22 protein-coding genes and 1 pseudogene are annotated in these 23,894 nt (G+C 62.7%); 11 read left to right on the forward strand and 12 right to left on the reverse strand.

Features of this window, described 5'->3' with window-relative positions; all coding sequences use genetic code 11:
• Positions 1-107 precede the first annotated feature (107 nt).
• A complete protein-coding gene (locus F0P97_RS08505) occupies positions 108-1,091 on the reverse strand; it encodes a Bug family tripartite tricarboxylate transporter substrate binding protein (RefSeq protein WP_182286414.1) in 984 nt (327 codons plus the stop codon).
• A gap of 178 nt (positions 1,092-1,269) precedes the next feature.
• On the opposite strand from F0P97_RS08505, the gene F0P97_RS08510 reads away from it, so the two are divergent.
• Positions 1,270-1,794 carry a MarR family winged helix-turn-helix transcriptional regulator gene (locus tag F0P97_RS08510; RefSeq protein ID WP_182286415.1) on the forward strand — a complete coding sequence of 175 codons (525 nt, stop codon included), beginning with the start codon at positions 1,270-1,272 and terminating at the stop codon, positions 1,792-1,794.
• A gap of 482 nt (positions 1,795-2,276) precedes the next feature.
• On the opposite strand, the gene F0P97_RS08515 is transcribed toward F0P97_RS08510, so the two are convergent.
• A complete protein-coding gene (locus tag F0P97_RS08515; protein WP_182286416.1) occupies positions 2,277-3,449 on the reverse strand; it encodes an FAD-dependent monooxygenase in 1,173 nt (390 codons plus the stop codon).
• A 143-nt stretch (positions 3,450-3,592) separates the two neighbouring features.
• Here F0P97_RS08515 and F0P97_RS08520 point away from each other — a divergent pair, with 143 nt between their 5' ends.
• Positions 3,593-4,564 carry an AraC family transcriptional regulator gene (locus F0P97_RS08520; protein ID WP_182286417.1) on the forward strand — a complete coding sequence of 324 codons (972 nt, stop codon included), beginning with the start codon at positions 3,593-3,595 and terminating at the stop codon, positions 4,562-4,564.
• Between the two features lie 146 nt (positions 4,565-4,710).
• On the opposite strand, the gene F0P97_RS08525 is transcribed toward F0P97_RS08520, so the two are convergent.
• From F0P97_RS08525 to F0P97_RS08545, 5 genes are all read right to left on the reverse strand, one after another.
• Positions 4,711-6,897: a TonB-dependent siderophore receptor gene (locus F0P97_RS08525; protein ID WP_182286418.1), complete on the reverse strand. Its 2,187-nt coding sequence runs from the start codon at positions 6,895-6,897 to the stop codon at positions 4,711-4,713.
• A gap of 84 nt (positions 6,898-6,981) precedes the next feature.
• Positions 6,982-7,698 (reverse strand): TonB-dependent receptor, encoded by a 717-nt coding sequence (locus F0P97_RS08530; protein ID WP_182286419.1) that lies wholly within the window; start codon positions 7,696-7,698, stop codon positions 6,982-6,984.
• A gap of 331 nt (positions 7,699-8,029) precedes the next feature.
• On the reverse strand, positions 8,030-8,389 hold the full coding sequence (locus tag F0P97_RS08535) for a DUF3325 domain-containing protein (RefSeq protein WP_182286420.1): 360 nt from the start codon (positions 8,387-8,389) through the stop codon (positions 8,030-8,032).
• Positions 8,390-8,391: 2 nt separating this feature from the next.
• Positions 8,392-10,104: a PepSY-associated TM helix domain-containing protein gene (locus tag F0P97_RS08540; protein WP_182286421.1), complete on the reverse strand. Its 1,713-nt coding sequence runs from the start codon at positions 10,102-10,104 to the stop codon at positions 8,392-8,394.
• Positions 10,101-10,409, reverse strand: a complete 309-nt coding sequence (locus tag F0P97_RS08545) for a DUF3649 domain-containing protein (protein WP_182286422.1) — start codon at positions 10,407-10,409, stop codon at positions 10,101-10,103. Before F0P97_RS08545 ends, F0P97_RS08540 begins: the two co-directional genes overlap by 4 nt.
• Positions 10,410-11,545: 1,136 nt before the next feature.
• Between F0P97_RS08545 and F0P97_RS08550 the strand changes: the two genes are divergently transcribed.
• Positions 11,546-12,526 carry an alpha/beta hydrolase gene (locus F0P97_RS08550; RefSeq protein WP_182286423.1) on the forward strand — a complete coding sequence of 327 codons (981 nt, stop codon included), beginning with the start codon at positions 11,546-11,548 and terminating at the stop codon, positions 12,524-12,526.
• Positions 12,527-12,541: 15 nt separating this feature from the next.
• On the forward strand, positions 12,542-13,399 hold the full coding sequence (locus tag F0P97_RS08555; protein WP_182286424.1) for a GNAT family N-acetyltransferase: 858 nt from the start codon (positions 12,542-12,544) through the stop codon (positions 13,397-13,399).
• A 307-nt stretch (positions 13,400-13,706) separates the two neighbouring features.
• Here the strand turns inward: F0P97_RS08555 and F0P97_RS27970 are convergent, their stop codons facing one another.
• The 4 genes and pseudogenes from F0P97_RS27970 to F0P97_RS08570 form a co-directional block, all read right to left on the reverse strand.
• The gene (locus F0P97_RS27970) at positions 13,707-13,829 is read right to left on the reverse strand and encodes a hypothetical protein (RefSeq protein ID WP_420093898.1); all 123 of its coding nucleotides are present in this window, start codon (positions 13,827-13,829) and stop codon (positions 13,707-13,709) included.
• Positions 13,807-14,049: a heme-binding protein gene (locus F0P97_RS27975; RefSeq protein WP_420093899.1), complete on the reverse strand. Its 243-nt coding sequence runs from the start codon at positions 14,047-14,049 to the stop codon at positions 13,807-13,809. The genes F0P97_RS27970 and F0P97_RS27975 overlap by 23 nt, the downstream gene beginning before the upstream one ends.
• 41 nt (positions 14,050-14,090) lie before the next feature.
• Positions 14,091-14,243, reverse strand: a pseudogene (locus tag F0P97_RS08565) (IS5/IS1182 family transposase); the annotation flags it as partial.
• 106 nt (positions 14,244-14,349) lie between these two features.
• Positions 14,350-15,306, reverse strand: coding sequence for a YgfZ/GcvT domain-containing protein (locus F0P97_RS08570; protein ID WP_182286425.1), 957 nt, complete (start codon positions 15,304-15,306; stop codon positions 14,350-14,352).
• A gap of 44 nt (positions 15,307-15,350) precedes the next feature.
• On the opposite strand from F0P97_RS08570, the gene mltG reads away from it, so the two are divergent.
• From mltG to F0P97_RS08600, 6 genes are all read left to right on the forward strand, one after another.
• Positions 15,351-16,343, forward strand: coding sequence for an endolytic transglycosylase MltG (mltG, locus tag F0P97_RS08575; protein ID WP_182286426.1), 993 nt, complete (start codon positions 15,351-15,353; stop codon positions 16,341-16,343).
• A 90-nt stretch (positions 16,344-16,433) separates the two neighbouring features.
• Complete coding sequence (tmk, locus tag F0P97_RS08580) at positions 16,434-17,123, forward strand: dTMP kinase (protein WP_182286427.1); 690 nt, start codon at positions 16,434-16,436, stop codon at positions 17,121-17,123.
• Entirely contained in the window at positions 17,120-18,145 is a 1,026-nt protein-coding gene (locus tag F0P97_RS08585; protein ID WP_182286428.1) for a DNA polymerase III subunit delta', read from the forward strand. Before tmk ends, F0P97_RS08585 begins: the two co-directional genes overlap by 4 nt.
• Positions 18,146-18,267: 122 nt before the next feature.
• Complete coding sequence (locus F0P97_RS08590) at positions 18,268-18,591, forward strand: PilZ domain-containing protein (RefSeq protein ID WP_182287144.1); 324 nt, start codon at positions 18,268-18,270, stop codon at positions 18,589-18,591.
• 113 nt (positions 18,592-18,704) lie between these two features.
• Complete coding sequence (locus F0P97_RS08595; RefSeq protein ID WP_182286429.1) at positions 18,705-19,535, forward strand: TatD family hydrolase; 831 nt, start codon at positions 18,705-18,707, stop codon at positions 19,533-19,535.
• Entirely contained in the window at positions 19,532-20,260 is a 729-nt protein-coding gene (locus tag F0P97_RS08600) for an ankyrin repeat domain-containing protein (RefSeq protein ID WP_182286430.1), read from the forward strand. Before F0P97_RS08595 ends, F0P97_RS08600 begins: the two co-directional genes overlap by 4 nt.
• Positions 20,261-20,372: 112 nt before the next feature.
• On the opposite strand, the gene msbA is transcribed toward F0P97_RS08600, so the two are convergent.
• The gene (gene msbA, locus F0P97_RS08605; RefSeq protein WP_182286431.1) at positions 20,373-22,241 is read right to left on the reverse strand and encodes a lipid A export permease/ATP-binding protein MsbA; all 1,869 of its coding nucleotides are present in this window, start codon (positions 22,239-22,241) and stop codon (positions 20,373-20,375) included.
• 300 nt (positions 22,242-22,541) lie between these two features.
• Here msbA and tolB point away from each other — a divergent pair, with 300 nt between their 5' ends.
• Positions 22,542-23,861: a Tol-Pal system beta propeller repeat protein TolB gene (gene tolB / locus F0P97_RS08610; protein WP_182286432.1), complete on the forward strand. Its 1,320-nt coding sequence runs from the start codon at positions 22,542-22,544 to the stop codon at positions 23,859-23,861.
• The last annotated feature ends 33 nt before the right edge of the window (positions 23,862-23,894 follow it).

The following is a 23,894-nucleotide window of genomic DNA, read 5'->3' on the forward strand; positions in this document are numbered from 1 at the left end:
CTCGCGGCAGAAGACCCGGGTCGCTGCGGACCACGGGCTTGTGCCACGTCAGTCATATAGAGGTCAGTTCGAATCGCCCAGGCCTGTGCCTGCGCGATTCATCGCTTTCACTCGGCCACGATGCCGAGTTCCTTGATGGCCTTGCCCATCACCATGTACTCGCGCTGATTGAGATCGCTGAGCACCTTGGGAGAGCCGCCGGCTGGCAGGGCTCCGAAGACGGCGAGCTTTTCCACGACTTCGGGCTCTCGCAAAATGGCATTGAGGTGCTCGTTGAGCAGATTGATCACCGCGGCCGGAGTCTTTTTCGGCGCGAAGAAGCCGTTCCAGGCACTGACCACCACCTCCCTGTAGCCCAGCTCGGTCAATGTCGGCACGGCAGGTGCAAGCGATGAGCGCCTGGTATCGCCGATGGCCAGCGCCACCAGCTTGCCGGAGTCCAGATACTGGCGCACGGGGCCGAAAGTGACCCATGCAGTATCGACATGGCCGGCCACGACATCGGTCACCGAGGGGCCGACGCCGCGGTATGGAACATGGGACAGCTTGACGCCAGCGGCCTTGTTCAGCCATTCGCCGGCGATGTGCATGGGCGAGCCGGCGCCCGGACTGGCATAGGAGACGGTGGCCCCACTCTTGGCTCTTGCAATGAGCTCGGGCAGAGTTTTGACACCGAGCTTGGGGCTCGTGACCAGCACCAGGGGCTGGGTGGCGGTGTTGATGATGGCTTCGTAACCGTTGAGTACGTCGTAGTCTGCAGCGCCCGACAGCTTCATGACCAGGGGGGCGGTGGTGAAGGGGTTGGGAGTGAACAGCAATGTGTAGCCATCGGCGCGTGCACGCCCCACCATGCCGTTGCCTATCGCACCGCCAGCACCTGGGCGGTTGTCAATCAGCACGGTCTGCTTGAGTCTGTGACTGAGCTTGTCGGCAAAGAGGCGGGCGATTGCATCGGTATCTCCGCCTGGCGGGTAGGACACGATCACCGTGATGGGCTTGTGAGGATAGGGTTCTTCGGCAAGCACCGGCTGCGCAAGCAGCGTGCCGCAGGCAAGAGCAGTAAAGCAAAACTGGCGTCGATCAACTGACATGGTCGCCTCTCCTTGGGCCGTGGGTATAAATCTCACACGCAACCTTTGATGATTCAGTAGTGAAACAATGGATCGCAAAAGAAACAATGAATGAAGTTATACGCCTATGGTTGATTGATCAAATTGCTGTTTTCACTATTGACATTGGATTTTGTTAATTCAGATGAAACAATGGCGCATGAACAAGAAAACATGTGAAACGCCCTGGTCGCACTTGAACGCGCAAGGTGATGGGCTGACGGTGGACGACTTCATCACCACATTGATGAGCCAGGTGGGCAATGCTCTGCGGCGCACCATTACCGTTCCCTACGCCGAGAAACACGATCTGACGGTCTCGGAGTGGCGCTTGCTGGCCTTGATTGCCCACGCCAGACGGCTGGCCTTCTCGGATCTGGTCATTCAGTCCACCTCGGACAAAGCCTTGGTGAGCCGCGCTCTCAAGCGGCTGCAAGCCAAAGGCCTGGTGGATCTGCAGGGTGAAGGCAACACGCCGCGCAAAAAGATTTTTTGTCAGGTCACCGAACAGGGCGAGGCCCTGCATGCGCAGGTCATGCCCTTGGCGCGTGCCAGCCAGGCTGCTGCCATTCGGGCATTGCCTGAAGATGAGCGCAATGCCATGTACAACGCGCTGATGCGCTTGCGTGCACATTGCGAGAGAGCAGGCGCTTTGTGCGGCGAGGATGAAGCAGGTCTGGAATAGTTCCTGATGCCCTGTGTTGGATAGCTGCCTGGATGCTGTTGCAACACATATAGACGCACGAATTTCCGCGTTCTGCAGGCGGGGTCATCTGCACATTACATGTGCTTCGCCGGTTGATGCGCCATTTTGAGAATGAGGGCTGGGGCCAGCAACCTCCAAAGCCGTGGCCGGGTGTCACAGGCTCACACTTTCTCGCCAGGCCTCCGAGGTCGCTCGTCATCGTCCTCGGATAGGTCTAGCAAGACTGCAGCGCCCGGCGAGATCCGGATCTGCCATGGCAGGATGCACTCTCGCAGATATCTGCCTTCTTGCTCATGGATGAAGGCAGGCCCTATGCAATGGGCCAAGCAAGGCATGGGCTCCTGCCAGCCATGCACCATGCTTTGCGCCAGGTGCCGACAGCGCCACCATGCCCGCTCAAGACAGAACCATCACCCCCCGGAGGCGCTGCGCAGGGCAACACTGCCGGGGTGTACTGTCGTTTAGATAGAGCAGGCAACCGGCTCTGCCGTCAAAGCAACTTGCCACGCGTCATAGCCATAGACCCAGTCGGCATTGCCTCCGGCACGCAGCCAGTTATTGCCCCGCGAGCCGATCTGGATCTGACTGGTGCGCTGCTTGCGCATGGCCTCGTAGTTCTGCAAGGCTTGCGCAACGCCTTCGGCATCCTGCACCGCATCAAGATTGCGGGCCAGTACCACGGCGTCCTCGATCGCCATGCCGGCACCCTGGGCCATGAACGGCATCATGGGATGGCAGGCATCTCCGAGCAGCGACACTCGCCCCTGCGACCAGTGCGGCAGCGGGTCGCGCTCATACAGTGCCGTCTTCAGTACGCTGTCACACGCTTCCAGCAAGGCCCGTGCATGTGGATGGAAGCCTGCATAAAAGCCGCGCAGTTCGGTCACGCTGCCCTCGGTGGTCCAGGATTCCTCATGCCAGGACTCCTGCGCCGTGGTGGCGAAGATGAAGGTGTCGCGGCCCTGATTGAGCGGAAAGGTCACGATCTGGCTGTCCGGAGTCGGCCCCCACCATTTGGTGAAGGCCCCGATATCGGGAACATGGCGCACGCGCTCGGTGGGCACCACGGTGCGAAACGCCACCACACCGGTAAAGCGCGGGCTCTCTGCGCCAAACAGGGATGTGCGTACCACCGAATGAATTCCGTCCGAGCCTATCAGCGCATCCAGTCCATCGATTCGTGCGCCGTCGGAAAATTCCACGGCAACACCGGCATCGGTTTGCACAATCCGGTTGACGCGTTTGGCGAACTCCACCTGCTCGTGGGGAAAGGCATCGGCCAGCGCGGCCAGCAGGTCGGCACGATGGATGGTGAGTTGGGGCGCACCGTATTGACGCTCGGCCTCATTGCCCATGGTCAGGCGCGATGTTTCCTCGCCGTTGTCCCAGGTACGGCTGATACGGTGCGTCGGGCGGGCGGCCGAAGCCCGTACGGCAGCTGCAATGCTGTCGCCCAGTCCGTCTAGCGCGCGTACAGCATTGGGCGTCAGATTGATGTCGGCGCCCACGCGCAGGTATTGCCGGCTCTGCTCGAACACCGTCACCTCGTGTCCGTTGCGGTGCAGCGCGTTGGCGGCGGCCAGGCCACCAATGCCGCCGCCCACAATGCCTATTTTCAATCGTGTCTTGGACATTTTTGCTCCTTGATATCGGTATGGTTTGCGCGTTCCGGGCTGCGCTGGCAGCCCGCTTGCGGTGCCAGCCAGTGTCGACAAGGCCGCCTGTCACGTGAAGCGCAAAGCATCCATAAAATGGCACAAATCGTCCGGAATCCTCCATGAAGCAAAGCAGCGATCATTTAAGCGACGTGCTGGCCATCTGCCGAGCCGAGCGCGCGGTGACGGCCAGCTTTTCATTGGGTGAGCCTTGGGCGCTGGCGTCCGAGGGAGTGCCGGGGACCATGATCCGCATCGCCCAGGGGCAGCCGTACTGGCTTCAAGTACAAGGCCAGTCACCGTTGCAGGTCTTGCCTGGCGATCTGGTGGTGCTGCCGCTGGGCAGTCCGCACGTAATTGCGTCGGACCTCGCGCTGGCTCCGGTTCCGTTCGCACGCATGATCGAACGCTTCGCCCAGGGTCCGAAGGACGAGAATCCTCTGACGTTCGAGCATGGCGGAGTCGGGTGCCAGACCCGCATCGATTCGGTGCTGCTCTGGATATCGGCCTACTGCCGGCACACCATATTGACCTTGCTGCCGCCGCTGTTGCATATACCGGCAGCGCAGGCCGCCCCACCGGCCATGCTGGGCAGCATGCTGCAGGCTCTGATAGAGGACTCGCTGGCGCGACGCGCCGGCTGGCGTCTGGCCGCCGCGCGCCTGGGGGAGTTGGTCCTGATCCACGTGCTCAGCAACCATTTCGCCGCACAGCAGCAGTGCGGTCAAGGCTGGGTGCGCGGCCTGGCCGATGTGCAGATTGCCAGGGCCATGGCCGCCATCCACGGCCGCCCCAGCCATGGCTGGACCTTGCAGGCCCTGGCCAGGGAGGCTGCCATGTCGCGCTCGCTCTTTGCCGAAAAATTCAAGGCGCTGGTTGGAGAATCGCCCATGGCCTATCTGCAGCAGCAGCGTATGGCCCATGCCGCCCAGCAACTGGAATCGGGTTTGCCGCTGGCCCAGATCGCCGAGGATTGCGGCTACGAGTCAGAGCGCGTTTTTGCCCGCGCCTTCAAGCGCTGGTGCGGCCTGCCGCCGCGCGCCTATCAGCGCAGCACCAAGGCGCTCAGAAACGAATTTGCTGCGCTGAAATGAGATCCTCCAGCCGCTTGGGTTGGGTACCTCAATCAAGCGCAAGCTGCCTCGCCAGCTGACCTCGCAAACTGAAGCGCAGGTGTCTTTGACTCCTTAACCTCGGATCTCATAGTGGCGGCTGGACATTGTTCGCATTGCCTGCCCGTTCAGTAACGATAGGTGGCAGTCAGCAGAAAGTTGCGGCGTTCGCCGTAGAAGCAGTCGCCGCGCGACAGGCATTGGGTGATCACCACCTTGTCGCCGATATTGTTCGCATGCAGGGCAAGGCGCCAGTCGCCGGCGTCATAGGCCACCATCGCGTCGGCCAGCAGGGATGAGGGCGTGTCGATGGCAGAGGTGCCGCTCCACTGCGGTCCGAGATAGCGCAGGCCCGCGCCAACGCTCCAGCCGCCGCGGCCCTGGGCCGCAAAGCGGTGCATCAGCCAACTGGAGGCCATATGGCGCGATACCGAGGCCACGCGCTGCCCCTGATCGCCAGCGTTGCTGCGGCTGATTTTTGCGTCGGTATAGGCGTAGGCCAGCGTCCAGTCCCAGTTTCTGGCCAGGCTGGCGATCAGCTCGGCTTCAAAGCCCTGGGTTTTGACCTCGCCCAGCTGCAAGCTGTTGAGCGGGTTGCCTGGGTCATTGGTCTTGCGATTCTGCTCGCGCAGGCCGTATACCGCGGCATAGCCAGAGATGCCTTTACCCTCGGGAATCCATTTGACGCCGGCTTCCAACTGCTTGCCGCGCTGGGGCTTGAACGGTGTGCCGTAGAAGTCCACGCCGCCCAGTGGCTGGAAGGACTCTGTGTAGCTGACATAGGGAGCCCAGCCGCCACCGGCCTGATAGGTCACACCCAGGCGCTTGGTGGTGGCAGAGTCGTCGGCAGCCGCTGCCGGGCGACCTTCGGTCTCGGTTTTGGCCTTGTCGTGACGCAGTCCCACCGTCGCGGTCCAGGGGCCCCAGCGCAACTGGTCTTGCAGATAGAAGCCGAGCTGGCGCTGTGCCACGTTGGGCGCACGTACCAACTGGGAGGCCGAGGGCGGCGTGAACGTGCCATACACGGGGTTGTAGACATCCAGGGCTGTGCCTGGTCCGCGCCAGTTGGACTGGTTGCTGGTGTTGCGCTGCCAGTCCATGCCGGCCAGCAGCTGGTGTTGCACCTCACCGGTCTGCAGCAGGCCTTCGAGCTGAGTGTCCACCAGCAGCATGCGTCCGCCGTTGATCTGCCATACGGCATCGCGCTGTACGGTGCGACCGTTGGCGTCAAACACCGGGCGTGCAGGGCGGCCGGTGGCTGCATTGGCGGCAAAGCTGGTGTAGAGGGTACGGTAGTCGACTTCGCTGATGGTGCGGCGCAGGTTCTGGCGCAGTGTCCATTCAGGGCTCAGACGATGGCTGAACAGATAGCCAAAGGACTTGTTTTCGGAGTCGTACTTGTCCCAGCCCGGTTCGCTGATAAAGGTGTTTGTCGGAATCTGCCCATAGGGGCTGGGCAGGCGCGTGCCCTGCCAGGGAAAGAACTGGGTGATGGAGCCGCTCTTGTCCTTTTGGTACAGGGCTTGCAGCGTCAGCGAGGTATCGGTGCTGGGGCGATAGGTCAGCGAAGGCGCAATCACCACGCGGTCGTCCTTGACGTGATCGACCTGGGTGTTGCTGTCGCGGCCCACGGCCACAAGGCGATAGAGCCACTTGCCTTCCTCGTCCATGGCGCCCGTCATGTCGCTGGCAATCTGCTTGCGGCCGTGGCTGCCCAACTGTATCTGCACCTCACGCAGGCGCTCGGCCTGGGGGCGTTTGCTGGTCAGGTTGAGCACACCGCCCACGCTGCCCTGGCCATAAAGCACGGAGGAGGGGCCGCGTAAAAATTCCACGCGCTCCAGCGTATAGGGCTCGACCTTGATGTTGTTGTAGGTGCCGTAGGTGCGCAGCAGCCCGTCCTGGTACTGACTGACATCACCGCCGCGGGCCTTGAAAGAGTCCACGCGGTTGTCGAAATAGCTGGAATTGATGCCCGCCGTGTAGCGCGTGGTTTCGCGCAGGGTGGTCACGCCCTGGGCTTCGAACTGGTCGCGCGTGACTACGCTGATGGATTGCGGCGTTTCTATCAAGGGTGTATCTGTCTTGGTGGCCGAGAGCGCACGCCGGGCGACAAAGCCGCTGACCGGACCTGTGGCGGTTTCACCGGCCAGGCTGTCTTGCACGGTAACGGGAGCCAACATGACTTCGGCACTGCCGTCTGCGCTGGGCGTGGGAAGCGAGGTCTGTGCCTGAGTGCCCAGGCTCAGGCAGGCCAGGGCGCTGAGCAAGGCCAGCGATGGTCGGCTGGGTACGCCGGGGAATGGGTGGTTCATGGTGTTGTTGTCAAATAGATGGCCACGGGCAATGACCACCAGGGGTGGTCGAAGCGGTTGCTGGAGTGAATTGGCGGCTCTGTGTCAGGGCTTGATGGCGGACGGCAGGGCGGGAGATGGCATGCCGTCCTTGACGCTGAAGCTCAACGTGGTCACATAGCTGGCTTCGCCATAGCGCTTGCCTTGTGCTTCGCCGCCTTGCTTGTCGCTGTGATGCACTTCGGCCACGTACACGCCCTTCCAGGGCAGGGCAAAGTTGACCCGGCCCTGCTCGTCGCTTTGTGCCTCGCGCGACCAGCCCGAGGGGGCGACGATTTGCACCTTGACCTTGGGCAGCGCCAGACCGTTGAAGCTCACCATGAATTGGCCCTGCTGGCCCGTGGGCACCAAATCCAGGGCCTGGGCATTGACGGCCACGGCCTGTGTCGGTGTTGCTACCCAGCGGGCCGCAGGTACCCACAGCAAGGCTGGCTCATTGCGCTTGCTGCGGTTAATCAAGGGATAGGCGGCGCTGGCAAAAAGAGTTTGTGCCTGGCTTGCCGCGTTGTAGCTGAAACCCGTGGCGTTTCGCTGGCCGCTTAGTTGTTGAATGCCACTGGCTGTTTGCTGGGCCAGCGTGGGTGTGGCCAGAAATTTGTCCAGCGCCCCGGGCGAGGTCTCGCGCAGGTTGTCATTGAACTCACCGAAAAACAACTGGACTTGGCCGCCATCGTTCTCCAGCCAGACTTGATGAGCATGGGCCGCGCCCAGACTGGCAAGCAGCAGAGTGGCGAGAGCAACGGGATGATAAAAATTGCGCATGAAAATCTCCTTGGGTTCTGGATAGGTGAATGAATTGCTCTGCACGAGTGAAGGTCTTCTGCCCGATATCCAGACTCAGGCACCGGTCTGGATTCCAAGAAAAGAGAACCTGTTGATCTCTTGTATGGCCCTGTGCTCTTTCCTTGCACCTCTGATTGGCCACGGCCAGCCATGCATGGGCCGACGCGGCTGCTGCATCGCGATGCGCATGCAATGCCCTTGCCCGCTCATGATCGGGATTCCCGTCGCATCAATAGCTGCTTGGGTTCTCGGTCATTGATGCTCAGCGGCTCTCTGATTCGTGACCCCTGCGGGTTCTGAGTGCAGTCCGTCAAGGACCGAGGCGGTCGAAGGTAAAAACCAGTATTCCCAGTGCCAGTGCCATCAAGCCGAAAAGAGGCAGGCGCTGCGCCTGCCAGGTCGCCATGCTGGTGGCGGCCAGAGCCGCCAGGCAAAGAGCGGCCGTCCACACCGTGGCCGACAAGGCTGCGGTGGCTGCGCCCGTAAAGCCCAGAGCAATGCCCAGTGACAAGGCCAGCAGGATCCAGCCGGCTTGGAACAGGCGCTGGCGGCGCAGTACTGCGGCGGGAGCTTCACTCTCGACATCCGGCCAAGCATCTTCATGATGTCGGTCCATGGCCAGGGCAAGAGCCGTCCAGGCGGCAAAGCACAACAGAAAGTCGAGCAGCATTGCTATGCCTCCTGCGCAGTGTTGTCGCCAGGGGTTCGCTGGGAGCCGGGCTTGCGTCCAGGGGCTGCCGCGGCGCTGGCGGGGGGCATATGTCTGGCTGCGGGCTGAGGCCTGTGTTTCAGCAGATGACGGGTGAGGGCGGCAAGCATCAGCCCCGTGGCCGCAAAACTCAGATCCATGCCGGCCCAGCTCCAGTCCATGGCCGGCAGGCTGATGCCCAGATGAGTTGAAGTGGTCAAGGCATTGACCAAAGGCAATAGCAGGTATGCGGTAGTGGCCATGCCCAGCACCAGCGCCCATCCTTGGCGCATGGGCTGGATCAGGCCCACCAGCAAGGCCAGCGCCCAGGTGCCGAAGAAGCAGGACAGTTCGGCATCGGGGCGGCCTGGCATCTCCAATGGCAGCAGCCGGTTGGCCAACAGATAGGCCGCAATCGCCAGCGGCAGGCCGCCCATGAGGCCGATATTGAAACTTGCCACCAGCCGTTCGCCAAAGGGCAGGGGGGCGGCAGGTGTCTTGCGCAGGGCCTGGGCGCGGCGCTTGACCGACCACAGTATCAGGCCCGAGGCAATCATCAGCGAACCCATGACGCCAAAACCGAACAGCACCCAGCGCATCCCGATATCGGCGAAGCGCCCCAGATGCAGGCCATAGAGCACGCCATAGGTCTTGATGGCCGGGCTTTGCGGATCAACCTGTGTTTGCAGCTGGCCGGTGCGGCCATCGAAACGCAGCCGCGCTGGTCCGTACTGCAGCCTGTCGCCGTCGTGGCGGGTGATCTCCACCAGCGGACCCTGGCTGTCGCTGCGCACGGTGATGCTGCCGACACGGCCGCCCCGCCACAGCTGGCGGGCCTGGCTCAGCATGGGGCCCAGATCCAGCATGGGCAGGGGTTCGGCCTGTGCGTTGCTGCCACGCCTGGCGCTGCGCGCACCGGGAGCATCGCCCTGCAATTCGGAAAAATAGCTTTGCGTATCCGTTCCTTTCGCGCCAGGGTAGGCGGCGGCTATGCCGGCCGGCATATACATGGCGTGAAAAATCATCAGACCGCTGAAGGTGATCATCAGATAGAACGGCAACACCAGAACCCCGGAGACGTTGTGTGCGTCCAGCCAGGCGCGCTGTCCGCCCTTGCGCGGGCGAAAGGTGAAGAAGTCCTTGAAGATGCGGCGATGCGTGACCACGCCGGTCAGCAAGGCCATGAACATCATCAGCGTCGCCGTGCCCACGACCCAGCGGCCCTGAATCGTCCAGCGGCCCTTGTGAGCGGTGCGAAGCTCGAAATGGAAGCGGTAGAAAAATTCTCCGCCAGCGGTCTCACGGGCCTGCAGTACGGCACCGGTTTGCGGGTGCAGCAGCAAAGTCTCGAAGCGACTGTTGGGCTTGTCGCGCCACAGCACATTGACGGCCGGCGTACGCTCATCGGGCAGGCGCATGATGAAGTTGCTGACACCCGGCGCGTGCTCGTGCAGTGCCGCCTGGGCGCGTTGTGCAACGTCGCTGTCGGGGAGTGGCAGACCATGCAGCTCGGGTCGCATCCACAGATTGAATTCGTTCTTGAAGAAGCTCAGCGTGCCGGTGACGAAAATCGCAAACAGAAGCCAGCCCAGAATCAGTCCCGACCAGGTGTGCAGCCAGGACATGGCCTGGCGAAAGCCCTCCTGCTCGGGCTGGCGCGTGGTTCTGGCGCTTGTCTTGGTTTGAGGGGTGGTCATGCCTCTACCCCCAACCCCAAGGACCCATACAGCGCTGTGCCTAGGGCTAGGGCAGGAAGGAGTACACCGGCCCAGGCAAGCCAAGCCGTGCGTGCATAGAAGGTCCAGGCAATGGCGATGGCGTAGATGACCCAGGACAGCAAGGTGGCGGTCATCACCGCCTCCACGCGGCTCATCAAGGAACTCAGCAGAAGACTCAGGGCAGCAGTACTGACTGAGGCCAGCACATAGCCTCCAAGGACGGCAGCCAAACTGCGCGAGGCAACCGCAAGGCGGTAGTGAGTAAGGGGCGATGTAGCTTTCATACCGCCTCCTGATGTGCTGGCGCCGGGCGGCAAAGATTGCCGCAGACAGGAGCTGCAACGACAAAGCGCGGGTGAATCACCCTTGACGAGGAAAAGCAGGTAGACGGAAAGCTCAGCATGACAGACAAGCAAACGATGTGGCCGATTCGCTGGCTGGCCTGTGTCAAAAAATCATGCTGGCGTGCGAAGAAATGTAAAGCCGAGTATAAATGCAATTGAGAATGATTGTTGTTTATTTGCAATTCGACTTACAGGGCCAGAAAAAGCGGCATCTGAAGTTATTCCCTTCATTGGGCCATTGCCTGCCTGGCGGACGCCTGAAGGCCCTTTCTGGTGCGGTGGGCGACTCATCGCCGGGGCAGACAGGTATTCCCCTGAGCCATAGCCATACCTGGTGCGCAAGCTAGTTCTTATTCTTCTTCTCTTCTACACACGCTCTATTGCCACCACCTCGGATGGCTGCTGAACTGGCTGAAGCAGCAGTGCATTGTGTGCAGGATGCTTCGGATCTGGCACAGGACACCTTTATGCGTCTTCTCAGGCAGTACTCGCACGAGTTGCAGGAGCCGCGTGATTTTTTGCCGCTGTGCTGGCGGGAGGAGTAGGCAGCCGCGATGCACAGGCCCTGCATGGGCTCTCTGGACGTTCTGGTCTTTTTTGCTGTTGAGGGTCACCTTGGCTCAGGTGAACAACGATGTCTGCATGTCGGGCCTGATCTACGGACTGACTGTCTGGATGCTCCTGCCGCCGGTCCTGCTTCATCGATATCTCTCAGCAGCCACCGTGCTGCTGCTTGTACCTAGGCGCACTGGTTCGGGCTTCTGGGTGGAATCCTTGGCGCCTTGAACAGCTGCCGCAGCCAGTTGGCTTGGCGATGAGCCGCTGCTGCGAGCTGCTTGGAGCAGCGATGTGATGCTAGCGGGCCTGGCCGGTGCCATGAGCCCGCCTTGACGCTCCTTGCCGCATCCATGCATGTTGCCGACTGCCCCGGTGACGGCCGGAGCAGGCACCGGCGTGGGCCGGCTTCCGGGAATGCGTCTGCGACGGTATCGATTACCAACAATTGTCGGCGCTTGCCTGCAGACTTCGGAGTTGCAACGCACAATGCCATCCTGTGTTTTTTAATCGTCGTGATCATGTCCGATTCCTCTGCGGCTTTGCCAGCCAGTCTGACACCATCCATGCGCGATGTGCTGCGTCGCATGGAGCGGGCCGCGCGCACTCCCATGCATCAGCTCGGTTCGGAAGCTGCCAAGGCTGCCTATGAAGCTGGCGCCGGCGTGCTTGAAATCCCCAAGCAGGCCTTGCCCCGTGTGGAGGACCTGCAGATTCCCGCACGCGACGGAGCGAATCTGCCGGCCCGCCTCTATGCGCCTGTGTCCCGCGATGAAGGCCCCGATGCGGGCTTGCCTGCGCTGCTGTATCTGCATGGTGGTGGCTTTACGGTTGGCAGTGTGGCCACGCATGACCAGCTTTGCCGCCAGCTCGCACACCTGGCGGGTTGTATGGTTGTGTCGCTGGACTACCGCCTGGCACCGCAGTTCCAGTTCCCCGTAGCACATGATGATGCCTGGGATGCGCTACAGTGGCTGACGGCCCATGCGGCGAGCCTGGGGGCGGATGGCAGCCGCATGGCTGTCGGTGGCGACAGCGCCGGCGGTACGCTGGCGGCAGCCTGTGCGATCGAAGCGCGCAACATCGGCCTCAAGCTTGCCTTGCAGCTGCTGATCTACCCGGGCACCACGGCGCACCAGGATACCGACTCCCATCGCCGCTTTGCCCATGGGTTGGTGCTTGAAGAGGCTTCCATTACCTGGTTTTTTGCGCAATATATCGTCAGGCGCCAGGACCGCGAGGATTGGCGCTTCGCTCCGTTGCTGGCTCCCGATGTCGACGAGGTCGCGCCCGCCTGGATCGGCCTGGCCGAGTGCGATCCCCTGGTGGATGAGGGCGTGGAATATGCTGACAAGTTGCGCATGGCGGGCGTGCCAGTGGAGCTGGAAATCTACAAGGGCGTGACCCATGAGTTCGTCAAGATGGGCCGCGTGATTGCCGAGGCGCGTCAGGCGCACCGGGACATGGCGCAGGCCTTGCGCGGCGCGTTTGGATTGAATTGAACCAGAGTAAGAACTATGAACCGACAGGACTTTCGCAGCTTTACCCGCATCGAGGTGCGCTGGGCTGAAGTGGATGCACAGAAGATTGTCTTCAACGCTCACTATCTGATGTATGCCGATGTGGCCATCACCAACTACTGGCGCCAGCTGGCCATTCCGTATGAGGCCGGCTTTGCATCGCTGGGCGGCGAGCTGTTTGTGAAAAAGGCCAGCACGGTCTATCACGGCTCGGCCACTTTGGGCGATGTGCTGGATGTCGGCATCCGCTGCGTCAAGCAGGGCAATACCTCGCTGCAGTTCGAGGCAGGCATCTTCCGGGGCATGGAGCTGCTCAACACCGTGGAGCTGATCTATGTGTTTGCCGACGCGGCGACCCAGACCCCCAGGCCCGTACCCCAGGCCATGCGGGATCTGCTCACGGCCTATGAAACAGGGCAGGAGGTCGTCACGCTGCGCTCGGGCAGCTGGAACGACCTGGGGCGTGATGCCGAGCGCCTGCGCCTGGCCGTGTTTGTGCGCGAGCAGGGCGTGCCGCGCGAGATCGAGATCGACGAGCTCGATCCTGTTGCGCGTCATGTAGTGCTGTTCAACGGCTTGAACCAGCCCGTGGCTACGGGCAGGCTGGTCAGCGATGCGCCGGGCGTAGGGCGTATCGGCCGCATGGCCGTGGATCGCAGCGTGCGCGGCGGCCGCTGGGGGCGCATGGTGCTCGATAGCCTGATGGATGCGGCACGCGATCGCGGCGACAAGGAAATCGTGCTACATGCGCAGCGCCATGCTGAAGCCTTCTATCTGCGTGCCGGCTTTGCGCCGGTAGGGGAGCCTTATGAGGAAGCCGGCATTCCCCACATCACCATGTGCAGAGTGCTTTGATGCATCTGTTTTGATAGCTTGTAACGATTTATATGTAAGCGTTCAAGCCCGATTTGATGCTTGATGCGAAGGAGCGCCCATGGCAAAAATCATGACCGTCCTCAGCCTGATCGGGGTGGCGGTGGCAGCCTATGTGGCTTATCGCTACGGGGTCTTCTGAGCCCGTTCGAGCGAGGTCCGGGACAGAGGTGACCGAGCGCTGGAGGTGGGTGCCACCCGCTGGCGAGTGCGCTCTGCGGCGGCCTGCTTCGCAGGCCTTGCCGCACGCAGGATCGAGCCTGGCCCTCTCTCCAGCGTGCTGGCGGCATTACTGCAGCTGATCCTTCAGCGCGGTGATGACCTTCTGGGCGCAGGCTTCGTCCAGATGGCCGCCAGGCGCACCGGCCACGCCAATGGCACCAATGGTTTCATTGCCGATCTTCAGAGGCACGCCGCCGCCCAGCACCAGGAAACCGGGGGATATTCGCCATGCCGGCCGCATCGGGATTGGGCTGAATGGCCTTGGCGATGCCGCAGGTGGGGTTGCGCGACGAAGCAGAGGTGAAGGCCTTGGCGCGCGAGGCTTCTGCCGTGTGAGGGCCGGCGCTATCGGCACACACCATGGCCAGCAGCACGCCCGAGCGGTCCAACACCGAGGGGCGTTGTTGCATTAATCCCTCCGAGGTTGAGTTACCCCTGACCCCAGACGCAGCTATGCCACGGCGAGCGTCTGCGGACGCCCTAGTTCAGTGAACCGATTGAGGATGGCCGCGCGGATGTGCAGTTCATTGGCCTGTCGTTCAAGGGCTCTGGACATGACCCGCTCGCCCAGTCGTTTGATGCAGTTCATCTTGGTCTCCACCAAGCAAGCTGCTCTGGCGACGGCAGACGGTGCCGAAGTTAGGTACTGGCCAATCCAGCCCTGACAAATCAGGCACTGCCAGTCCTGCGGCAATGCGGGTCCGAGACGTTCAGATATCCGCCAGTAGCTCGTAGGGCAGGGGCAGGGTCTGCAGCGCAATGCCCTTGCCCGTATCGGCGCTCTGGCCTTCGGCCAGCGCAGCATGGGCAAACAGATCGTCGCGGGTGGAAGAGGCAATCTGCATCGAGACAATGGCATCCCAGCCGCCTTGCGGAGCTGCGGCTGCCTGCACCACGGTGCCGGTTGCCTGCTCGAGATCTTCGGCGCTGAAGACTTCCTGGCCGACGCTCAGAGCCTGGTCGGCATGAACCAGATAGGCGCGGCGCTTGAGCGTGCCGCGGAACTGGCTGCGGGCCACCACTTCCTGGCCGGGGTAGCAGCCCTTCTTGAAGTTGACGCCACCCAGGGATTCGTAGTTCAGCATCTGGGGTACAAAGGCATCGACCACGGGGGCCGACAGAGTGGCCACGCCGCTCTGTACTTCGGACCATTGCCAGAGGTCTTCGCTCAGCAACTGCCCTTCGGGGGCCTGACCCGCAGGGCCTATCCACAGCGCACGCTGGTTGCCTGCAGCGGGGTAGAGCGCGAGCACATGGGCATCGCCTTGCTGCTTGAGCGCCCAGGCCGCTGCGTTCTTGCCGGCAAGCTGCTCGGCGGCCTGGCCGGTCAGCCCGTAGAGGGCGAAGTCAGCCGTCGCATCGCTGAGCTTGCACTGGGCGCGCAGCACAAACATGGACAGGCGCTTGAGTGTGGGGGCCAGCAGGCTGCGGTCACAGATCAGCACAATTTCATCAGCGCTGAGCCTGAAGCCGATGAAGCTGGCCAGCATGCGGCCCTTGGCCGTGCAAAAAGCCGCGAGGCGGGCCTGATCGAACTTGAGCAGCGCGAAATCGTTGCTCAGCTGGCCATGGAGAAAGCTGGCTGCGTCGGCGCCAACGGCGCGGATGACACCAAGGTGGGAAATGGGGGTAATGCCGTTCAGGGGCAGCGTCTTGGGCTGGGTCATGGCTGAATTATGATCGTCGCTCTGTGTACTGATGGATCTAGCTTGTGCGTGCCCTTATTCGAGCACTGATATTTTTGCTGCTTCTGGCTGCCCTGTCGGCGGGGGGCGCCTGGTGGTGGCTGAACCAGCCGCTGCAGCTGTCCGAGCCCAGTCTGGAGCTGGAGATAGAGCCCGGCACCACGCCGCGTGGCGTGGCGCAGAACGTGGTCAAGGCCGGGGTGCAAACCGATGCGCGCCTGCTCTATGTGTGGTTTCGCCTCTCGGGCAAGGACCGCGCCATCAAGGCTGGCAACTACGAACTGAGCACGGGGCTCACGCCCTATGTGCTGCTGCAAAAGCTGGCGCGGGGCGAGGAAAGCCTGCGTGCACTGACTCTTGTCGAAGGCTGGAACTGGCGTCAGGTGCGCGCGGCGCTGGCGCGTGAGGAATTCCTCAAGCAAGACAGCGCAGGGCTCAGCGACGAGGCTGTGATGACGGCACTGGAGCGCGCGGGCGTGCCGCCCGAAGGCCGTTTTTTTCCCGACACCTATACCTACGCCAAGGGCAGCTCGGACATGGCCGTGCTGCGCCGTGCGCTGCATGCCATGGATCGCCGTCTGGCCGATGCCTGGGCCATGCGGGCGGCCAATACCCCGCTCAAATCTGCCGACGAAGCCCTGATCCTGGCCAGCATCGTGGAAAAGGAAACCGGCCGCGCTGCAGACCGGGCGCAGATTGCCGGCGTTTTTTCCAACCGCCTGCGCATAGGCATGCGTCTGCAGACCGATCCTTCGGTCATCTATGGCGTGGGGGCCAGCTTTGACGGCAATCTGCGCAAGCGTGATCTGCTGGAGGACACGCCCTGGAACACTTATACCCGTGCGGGTCTGCCCGTCACGCCGATCGCCATGCCCGGCAAGGCTGCGCTGATGGCGGCCGTGCAGCCCGATCAGACCAAGGCGCTGTACTTCGTGGCCAAGGGCGACGGCACCAGCCATTTCAGCGCCTCGCTGGACGAGCACAATAGGGCCGTCAACCGCTACCAACGCGGTCAATAAGCAATCCTTGAGGGCGCAAGGCAGTGGTCTGTGCCCTGTGTCGAATCAAACAACTGGTGCAGCCCCTGCGGTGCACTAGAGGAAATATCAGTGAGTACAGCTTTACCCAAGGGTCTGTTCATCAGTTTCGAAGGCATCGACGGTGCGGGCAAGTCCTCGCATATCGAGGCACTGGCCCAGGCTTTTCGCGATCAGGGCCGGGTGGTCACGCTCACGCGCGAGCCCGGCGGCACGCCGCTGGCCGAAAAGCTGCGCGCCCTGATGCTGCATGACGCCATGGACCCGCTGACCGAGGCGCTGATCGCCTTTGCGGCCCGGCGCGACCATCTGGTACAGGTCATAGAGCCGGCGCTGGCGTGTGGCGAGGTGGTCATCAGCGACCGCTTCACCGATGCCACTTTCGCCTACCAGGGCGCGGGCCGTGGTTTCAGCTGGGAGCAGTTGTCGGTTCTGGAGCGCATGGCTCAGACCGGTACTGCTCTGCAGGCAGGGCAGGCCCCGGATTTCATGCGAGAGCCCGACATGACGCTCTGGTTTGACCTGCCCGCCGAAGTGGCGGCCGAGCGCCTGGCTACGGCCCGCGTTCCCGACCGCTTCGAAGCCCAGCCCGGCGAGTTCTTTGCCCGAGTGGCCCAAGGCTATGCAGAGCGCGCCCGGACTGCACCTGGGCGCTTTGTGCGCATCGATGCCCATGCCAGCCGCCACGCCGTGTGGCAGCAGATCACCCAGGCCGTGGTGCGCAAGGGCTGGCTGGCCATCATGGTGGGCAGCAAGCCATGAGTGCATCCGATCTCGAAGCGCCCTGGATCGCTGCGCAGCGTGGCCGCCTGCTGGCCCAGCGTGGCCATGCCTGGCTGCTGCAAGGGCCTTCGGGTCTGGGCCAGTACGCACTGGGACTGTCGCTGGTGCGCGCCTGGCTTTGCGAGCAGCCGTCTGCGCAAGGCGCCTGCGGTCATTGCGCCAGCTGTCATGCCATCGAGGTGCGTGCCCATGCCGATCTGTGCGTGCTCATGCCCGAGGTGCAGATGATGGAGCTGGGCTGGCCGCTGCCGGAAAAGGCCCAGGCCGACATCGACGACAAAAAGCGCAAGCCCAGCAAGGAAATTCGCGTGGAAGCCATGCGCGATGCCGTGGAGTTCTGCCAGCGTACCAGCGCGCGCGGACGCGGCAAGGCCGTGCTGGTCTACCCGGCCGAGCAAATGAATGCGATTACCGCCAATGCCTTGCTCAAGACGCTGGAGGAGCCGCCCGGAGACACCCGCTTCGTGCTGGCCAGCGAGGCAGCGCACCAGTTGCTGCCCACCATTCGCAGCCGCTGCCTGACGCACACCATGACCTGGCCCGCCGCGGCCGAGGCCGCGCAATGGCTGCAGACGCAAGGACTGAACGAGCCCGATGCCGCAGCGGCCTTGCAGGCTGCCGGCGGCCGGCCCGGCGATGCGCTGCGCATGGCGGCGGACGCAGGCAAGGCCGCCGCCTGGGCGCAGTTGCCAAGGCAGCTGGCCAAGGGTGATGTGGCTGCGCTTGCGGCTTTTGCACCGGTGGATGCCGTGCAGGCGCTGCAGAAAATCTGCCACGACCTGATGGCTCTGGCCGGTGGCGGCGAGCCCCGGTATTTCTCGCCTGCCGATCTGCCGGGCAAGCCGCTGCCCATGGCGCTGCTGGCCGAATGGTCGAGCGAGCTGTTGCAGGCGGCGCGCACGGCCGATCACCCCTTCAATGCCGGGCTGATGATGGAGGCTCTGGCCTCCAGGGCGCGGGCGGTGCTGATCTCGGGCAAAGCCGCCAGAGCCGTGCGCTAGGTCATGAAGCTCGGTTTGGTCAAAATTTTCCCGGGTGTTAACCTCGCGATTTGCGCCGCCCGGCCGTCACAAGAATTCCGCTACCGACTATGAACGCAACTACCACCCCTCGTCCCAGCGTGATGCAGCTGGCGATCAAGGAAAAGGCGGCGCTGTATGCCGCCTATATTCCGTTGTTCGCCGAAGGGGGGATTTTTGTGCCCACGCAGCGTGACTATCGTTTGGGCGATGATGTCTATGTGCTGCTGACCCTGCCCGACGATCCGCAGCGCTATCCGATTGCGGGCCGTGTGGCCTGGGTGACGCCCGAGCGTGCTTCCGGCAATCGCACCCAGGGCGTGGGCATCCAGTTTCCCAAGGATGCCAAGTCCGCCGAGCTCAGGGCCAAGATCGAGCAGATTCTGGGCACGGCCCGGAGCTCAGAGAAGCCGACCCAGACAATCTGATTTTTTAATACTGGCGCGCTCCCACATCAGAGACGCCGAGCAAGAGCCGTCTGCAGCGATGGCGTCGTCCCCTGGGGGAAGCGGCGCAGCCGCCCAGGGGCGATCCAATTTCTATGTTTACCGATTCCCACTGTCACCTGAATTTCCCCGAACTGAGTGCCAATATCGCGCAGATCCGCGCAGCCATGGCTGCTGCCAAGGTCACGCGCGCGCTGTGCATCAGCACGACGATGGAAGAGTTTCCCGAGGTGCACCAGCTGGCGCTGGACTACGACAATTTCTGGGCCACCGTGGGTGTGCACCCCGACACCGAAGACATGACCGAGCCCAGCGTGCAGGATCTGGTGGAGCGCGCAGCACTGCCGCGTGTGGTGGCGATAGGCGAGACCGGGCTCGATTACTACGGCATGGAAGACCGCAAGGGCGGTCGCACGATTGCCGACCTGGAATGGCAGCGCGAGCGGTTTCGCACGCATATCAGGGCTGCGCAGATCACGCAAAAGCCGCTGGTCATCCACACCCGCAGCAGCTCCGACGACACCCTGGGCATTTTGCGCGAGTGCGGCGAGGCGGATTCCGGCACCCAGGCAGGTGGTGTTTTTCACTGTTTCACCGAAACCGCCGAAGTGGCCCGTGCCGGTCTGGACATGGGTTACTACATCTCACTGTCAGGCATCGTGACCTTCAAGAATGCCCAGCACCTGCGTGACGTGGCGGCTTTCGTGCCACTGGACAGGTTGTTGATCGAAACCGACAGCCCCTATCTCGCGCCCGTGCCCTACCGCGGCAAGATCAATAATCCTTCCTACGTGCCCTTTGTGGCCAAGCAGATTGCCGAGGTGCGCGGCATCTCCATCGAGGAGATGGCTGCCGCCACCAGTGCCAACTTTGACCGCCTGTTCAAGGGCGTGACCTTGTCAGCGAACTCCGGAGCGAGTGCATGAGTCTTTTTGCTGCCCCATCGATTGCATCGTCATTGAACCGCCGCCAGAGCCTGCGCTGGGCGGGTGCTGCTGTCGTCGGGGTGGCGGGCCTGCCAGGGCTGGCCCTGGCCAATGACTACGAGGACTATTCGCGGGCGCTGGTCAGCGACAACTCCAGTGCCATGGTGAATCTGATCTTTCGCGGCTTCAACGCCAACACCCTGGATTCACGCGGACGGCCGGGGTTGGTGGCGGCTCTGCATCAGGACTCGCTCAAGGTCTTCGATGTGCTGCTCAAGGCGCCCCGCATCGATGTCAATCTGGCCTCGCGCCAGAACGAGACGCCGCTGATGATGGCCTGCATCAAGGGGCACCTGGATATCGTGCGCGAGCTGATCAAGCGCGGCGCGGACGTCAATCGCGAAGGCTGGGCGCCGCTGCACTATGCGGCTTCTGCCGATACGCCGCAGACGCTGGACATCATCAAGCTGCTGCTGGAGGAAAGCGCCTATATCGATGCCGCATCGCCGAACGGCAGCACACCGCTGATGCTGGCCGCCCAGTACAGCAGCGAAGCCGTGGTCAGGCTGCTGCTGGAGGAGGGCGCGGACATCACGCTGCGCAACCAGCGCAATATGACGGCTGCGGATTTCGCCAGGCTGGTGGACCGGCAGTACATGGTCGATCTGCTGGGCAAGGCGCTGCAGCATGAGCGCCGTACCCAGCCCTCGCGCGGGACCTGGTAGCGGGCGCTGTTCACCGCTGTCATTGGTATTTTGGTAGCTGCCAGCGCCCAATGAAAAAGGACTTCAGAGTTATTTGACTCTGAAGTCCTTTATTCATATGCGGTAGCAGCTCTTAAATTTGAGGCTCACCGGGGGTCGAGCTGCGCACCTGATTGTGCAGGCGGGCATAGAGACCACCCAGCTCCATCAGCTGTGCATGCGAGCCTTGCTCGGCAATCTGGCCGCGTTCCATGACCACCACGCGGTCCGCATGCTCGATGGTGGACAGGCGGTGGGCGATCACCAGCGTGGTGCGGCCCTGCATCAGCCGGTTCAGGGCTTGCTGGACCAGGCGCTCGGACTCGTTGTCCAGCGCCGAAGTGGCTTCGTCCAGAATCAGGATCGGCGCGTCCTTGTATAGCGCGCGGGCAATGGCCAGGCGCTGGCGCTGGCCGCCCGAGAGCTGGCTGGCATTGTGGCCCACGAGGGTGTGCAGGCCCTGAGGCAGATTGCGCACAAAGTCGCCCAGATTGGCGGCTTCCAGCGCGGACCAGACGCGGGCCTCGTCGATCTCCTTGCCCAGCGCCACATTGGCCGCGACGCTGTCGTTGAGCATGACCACGTCCTGGCTGACCATGGCGAACTGCTGGCGCAGCGTGTTCAGGTCCCAGTCGGCCACGGGCACGCCTTCCAGCATGATCTGGCCGCTGGTGGGCGAGAAAAAGCGGGGCAGCAGATTGACCAGCGTGGTCTTGCCGGCACCGGACGGGCCGACCAGGGCCACGACTTCGCCAGCCTTGACATTCAGGCTCAGGTGCGAGAGGGCCGGAGCCTTGTCCGGGCCAAACTGCACGCTCACATCGTTCAGCTGCAGTGCGCCGCTGACCTTGGCGCAGGGCTTGAAACTGCCGCCTTGCTCGTCGGTGGAGCCTTCGAGCAGGGCCAGGCCACGTTCCAGTGCGGCCACGCCGCGCGTGATGGGGTTGGCCACATCGGCCATGCGGCGAATGGGCGCAATCAGCATCAGCATGGCCGAGATGAAGGCGGCAAAGCCGCCCACGGTCACATCCTGCACGCTGGCCGAGCCGATGGCGGCACCGCCTTCGCGGCTTTGCCACAGGGCGATGCAGAGAATCACCGACAGCGCAATCGCCGCCAGCACCTGGGTCAGCGGAGTCATGGCGGCCGAGGCGATGGTGGCCTTGGTGTTCAGGCCGCGCAGCTGACGGCTCAGCTCGCCAAAGCGCGACTGCTGCGAAGCCTGGGCACCATGCAGGCGCACCATGCGGTGGGCCAGCACGTTCTCCTCCACCACATAGGCCAGCTCGTCGGTGGCTGTCTGGCTGGACTTGGTGATGCGATAGAGGCGGCGCGACAGCGTCTTCATGACCCAGGCCACACCCGGCACCATGAAGGCCACGATCAGCGTGAGCTGCCAGTTCAGATAGATCAGGTAGCCGAGCAGGGCGATCAGCGTGAAACCGTCGCGAGAAATGCTCATCATGGCCTGCACCAGTTGCTGGGCACCGGTCTGCACCTCGTAGACGATGGTGTTGGACAGCGCCGATGCCGATTGCCTGGAAAACAGGCTCATGTCTGCGGCCAGCAGGCGCTCGAAGAGTTTCTGGCGCAGACCCAGCATGCCGTCATTGGTGATGCGTGCCAGCGCGTACTGGCCTGTGAATTGGGCCAGGCCGCGAATCACGAACAGGCCGATCAGAAACACGGGCACTGTCCACAGCGGCAGCGACCCTGCCGTAAAACCGCTGTCGAGCAGGGGCTTGAGCAGTGCCGGCATGGCAGGCTCGGTCGCCGCACCCACCAGCGTGGCAAAAATGGCCAGACCCCAGGCCCAGCGCTGGCCCGAGAAATAAGGTGTCAGGCGCTTGAGGCGCTGCATCAGCGGCAGCTCGGATGGATTGACGGGGGCTGCTTGGGCGGGAGCTGGGGCAGGGACGGCCTTGGAGGTCTCGCTCGGCGATGGGGGCGGTGTGGCTTGCATAAGCGCGTGATTTTAGGGCTTGTGCTTTTGGAGTCCGCAGTGATCTCAATAGATGAAATTCGGGATGAAGTTGTAACCAACTATGCCTGTTTGAATATAAAGCGCAAGCCTGCGGCAGAATCGGCAAGGGGATTGCCTCTGCGCTCATGCAGACTCTGGCATGCTCCCGATCTGAAAGTTTTGTGGCACTTGCGTTTGATCACCCTACTGAGCACGTTCTTACATCAGGAATCCGTCAGTGTGTGTAACATTCGCGCTTGTGTTTGTACCGGGCAATTCCGGAAATTTTGATGGCTGCCAATGACTATTGACCGACTTCCATCCCTGACAACCTGGGCGGCAGGGCCGCGCGCTTCCCGTAGAGCCATGCTGGCAACGCTAGCCGCCACGCCGGCCCTTCCGGCACTGGCCCAGTTCAGGGTTGAGGTAACAGGCGTGGGCCTGACACAGTTGCCGATCGCAATTGCCCAGTTCAAGGGAGAAGGCTCGGCCCCACAGAAGATTTCCGCCATCATCCAGGCCGACCTGGAGCGCAGCGGACAGTTCCGCGGCGTGGATGCCTCAGGCCTGGCGCTTGACGAAACCTCGCGCCCCGATGTGGCCCAGTGGCGCCAGAAGGGGGCCGATTCGCTGGCGACCGGCAGCATCACGCGTCTGGCCGATGGCCGCTGGGATGTGCGCTTCCGCCTTTGGGATGTGGTCAAAGGCCAGGACCTGGGAGGCCAGGGCTTCGCAGTCACCACCGGCGATCTGCGCCTGGTGGCCCACCGCATTGCCGACTACATCTATGAAAAGCTCACGGGCGAGAAAGGCATTTTCTCCACCCGCATTGCCTATGTGACCAAGGCCGGCGCTCATTACCGCCTGTGGATTGCCGATGCGGACGGCGAGAATGCCCAATCTGCGCTGTCCAGCCCCGAGCCCATCATTTCCCCGGCCTGGGCGCCCAACGGCACGCAACTGGCCTATGTGTCCTTCGAGTCACGCAAGCCCGTGGTCTACGTGCACGATGTGGCCAGCGGCCATCGTCGTCTGCTGGCCAACTTCCGCGGCTCCAACAGCGCTCCCGCCTGGTCGCCCGACGGCAGCCGTCTGGCCGTGACGCTTAGCCGCGACGGTGGCTCGCAGCTCTATCTGCTCAGCGCCCAGGGCGGTGAGCCCCGCCGTCTCATGCAAAGCAGCGGCATCGATACCGAGCCCTGCTTCTCCAGCGACGGCCGCACCATTTACTTCGTCAGCGATCGTGGCGGTGCACCTCAGGTTTACAAGGTCTCGTCCTCGGGCGGCAGTGCCGAACGAGTGACCTTCAGCGGCACCTACAACATCTCGCCCGCCATCAGCCCCGACGGCAAATGGCTGGCCTATGTCTCCCGCGTGGGCGGTGGCTTCAAGCTCCAGGTCATGGATCTGGCAACAGGCACAGTGAACTCCGTCACGGACACCACGGCGGATGAAAGCCCGAGTTTTGCGCCCAATAGCCGTCTGATTGTTTACGCCACCATTCAGGGAGGCCGTGAAGCGCTCATGACCACTACGCTGGACGGCAAGATCAAGGCGCGTCTGGCAGGTGCAAGTGGAGACATACGTGAGCCCGACTGGGGCCCGTTCCAAAAACACTGATCTGAAGTTTGCTTTCCCTCTTTCTTTCTAGTG

It is taken from the genome of Comamonas testosteroni, assembly GCF_014076415.1.
GTDB lineage: Bacteria > Pseudomonadota > Gammaproteobacteria > Burkholderiales > Burkholderiaceae_C > Comamonas > Comamonas testosteroni_F.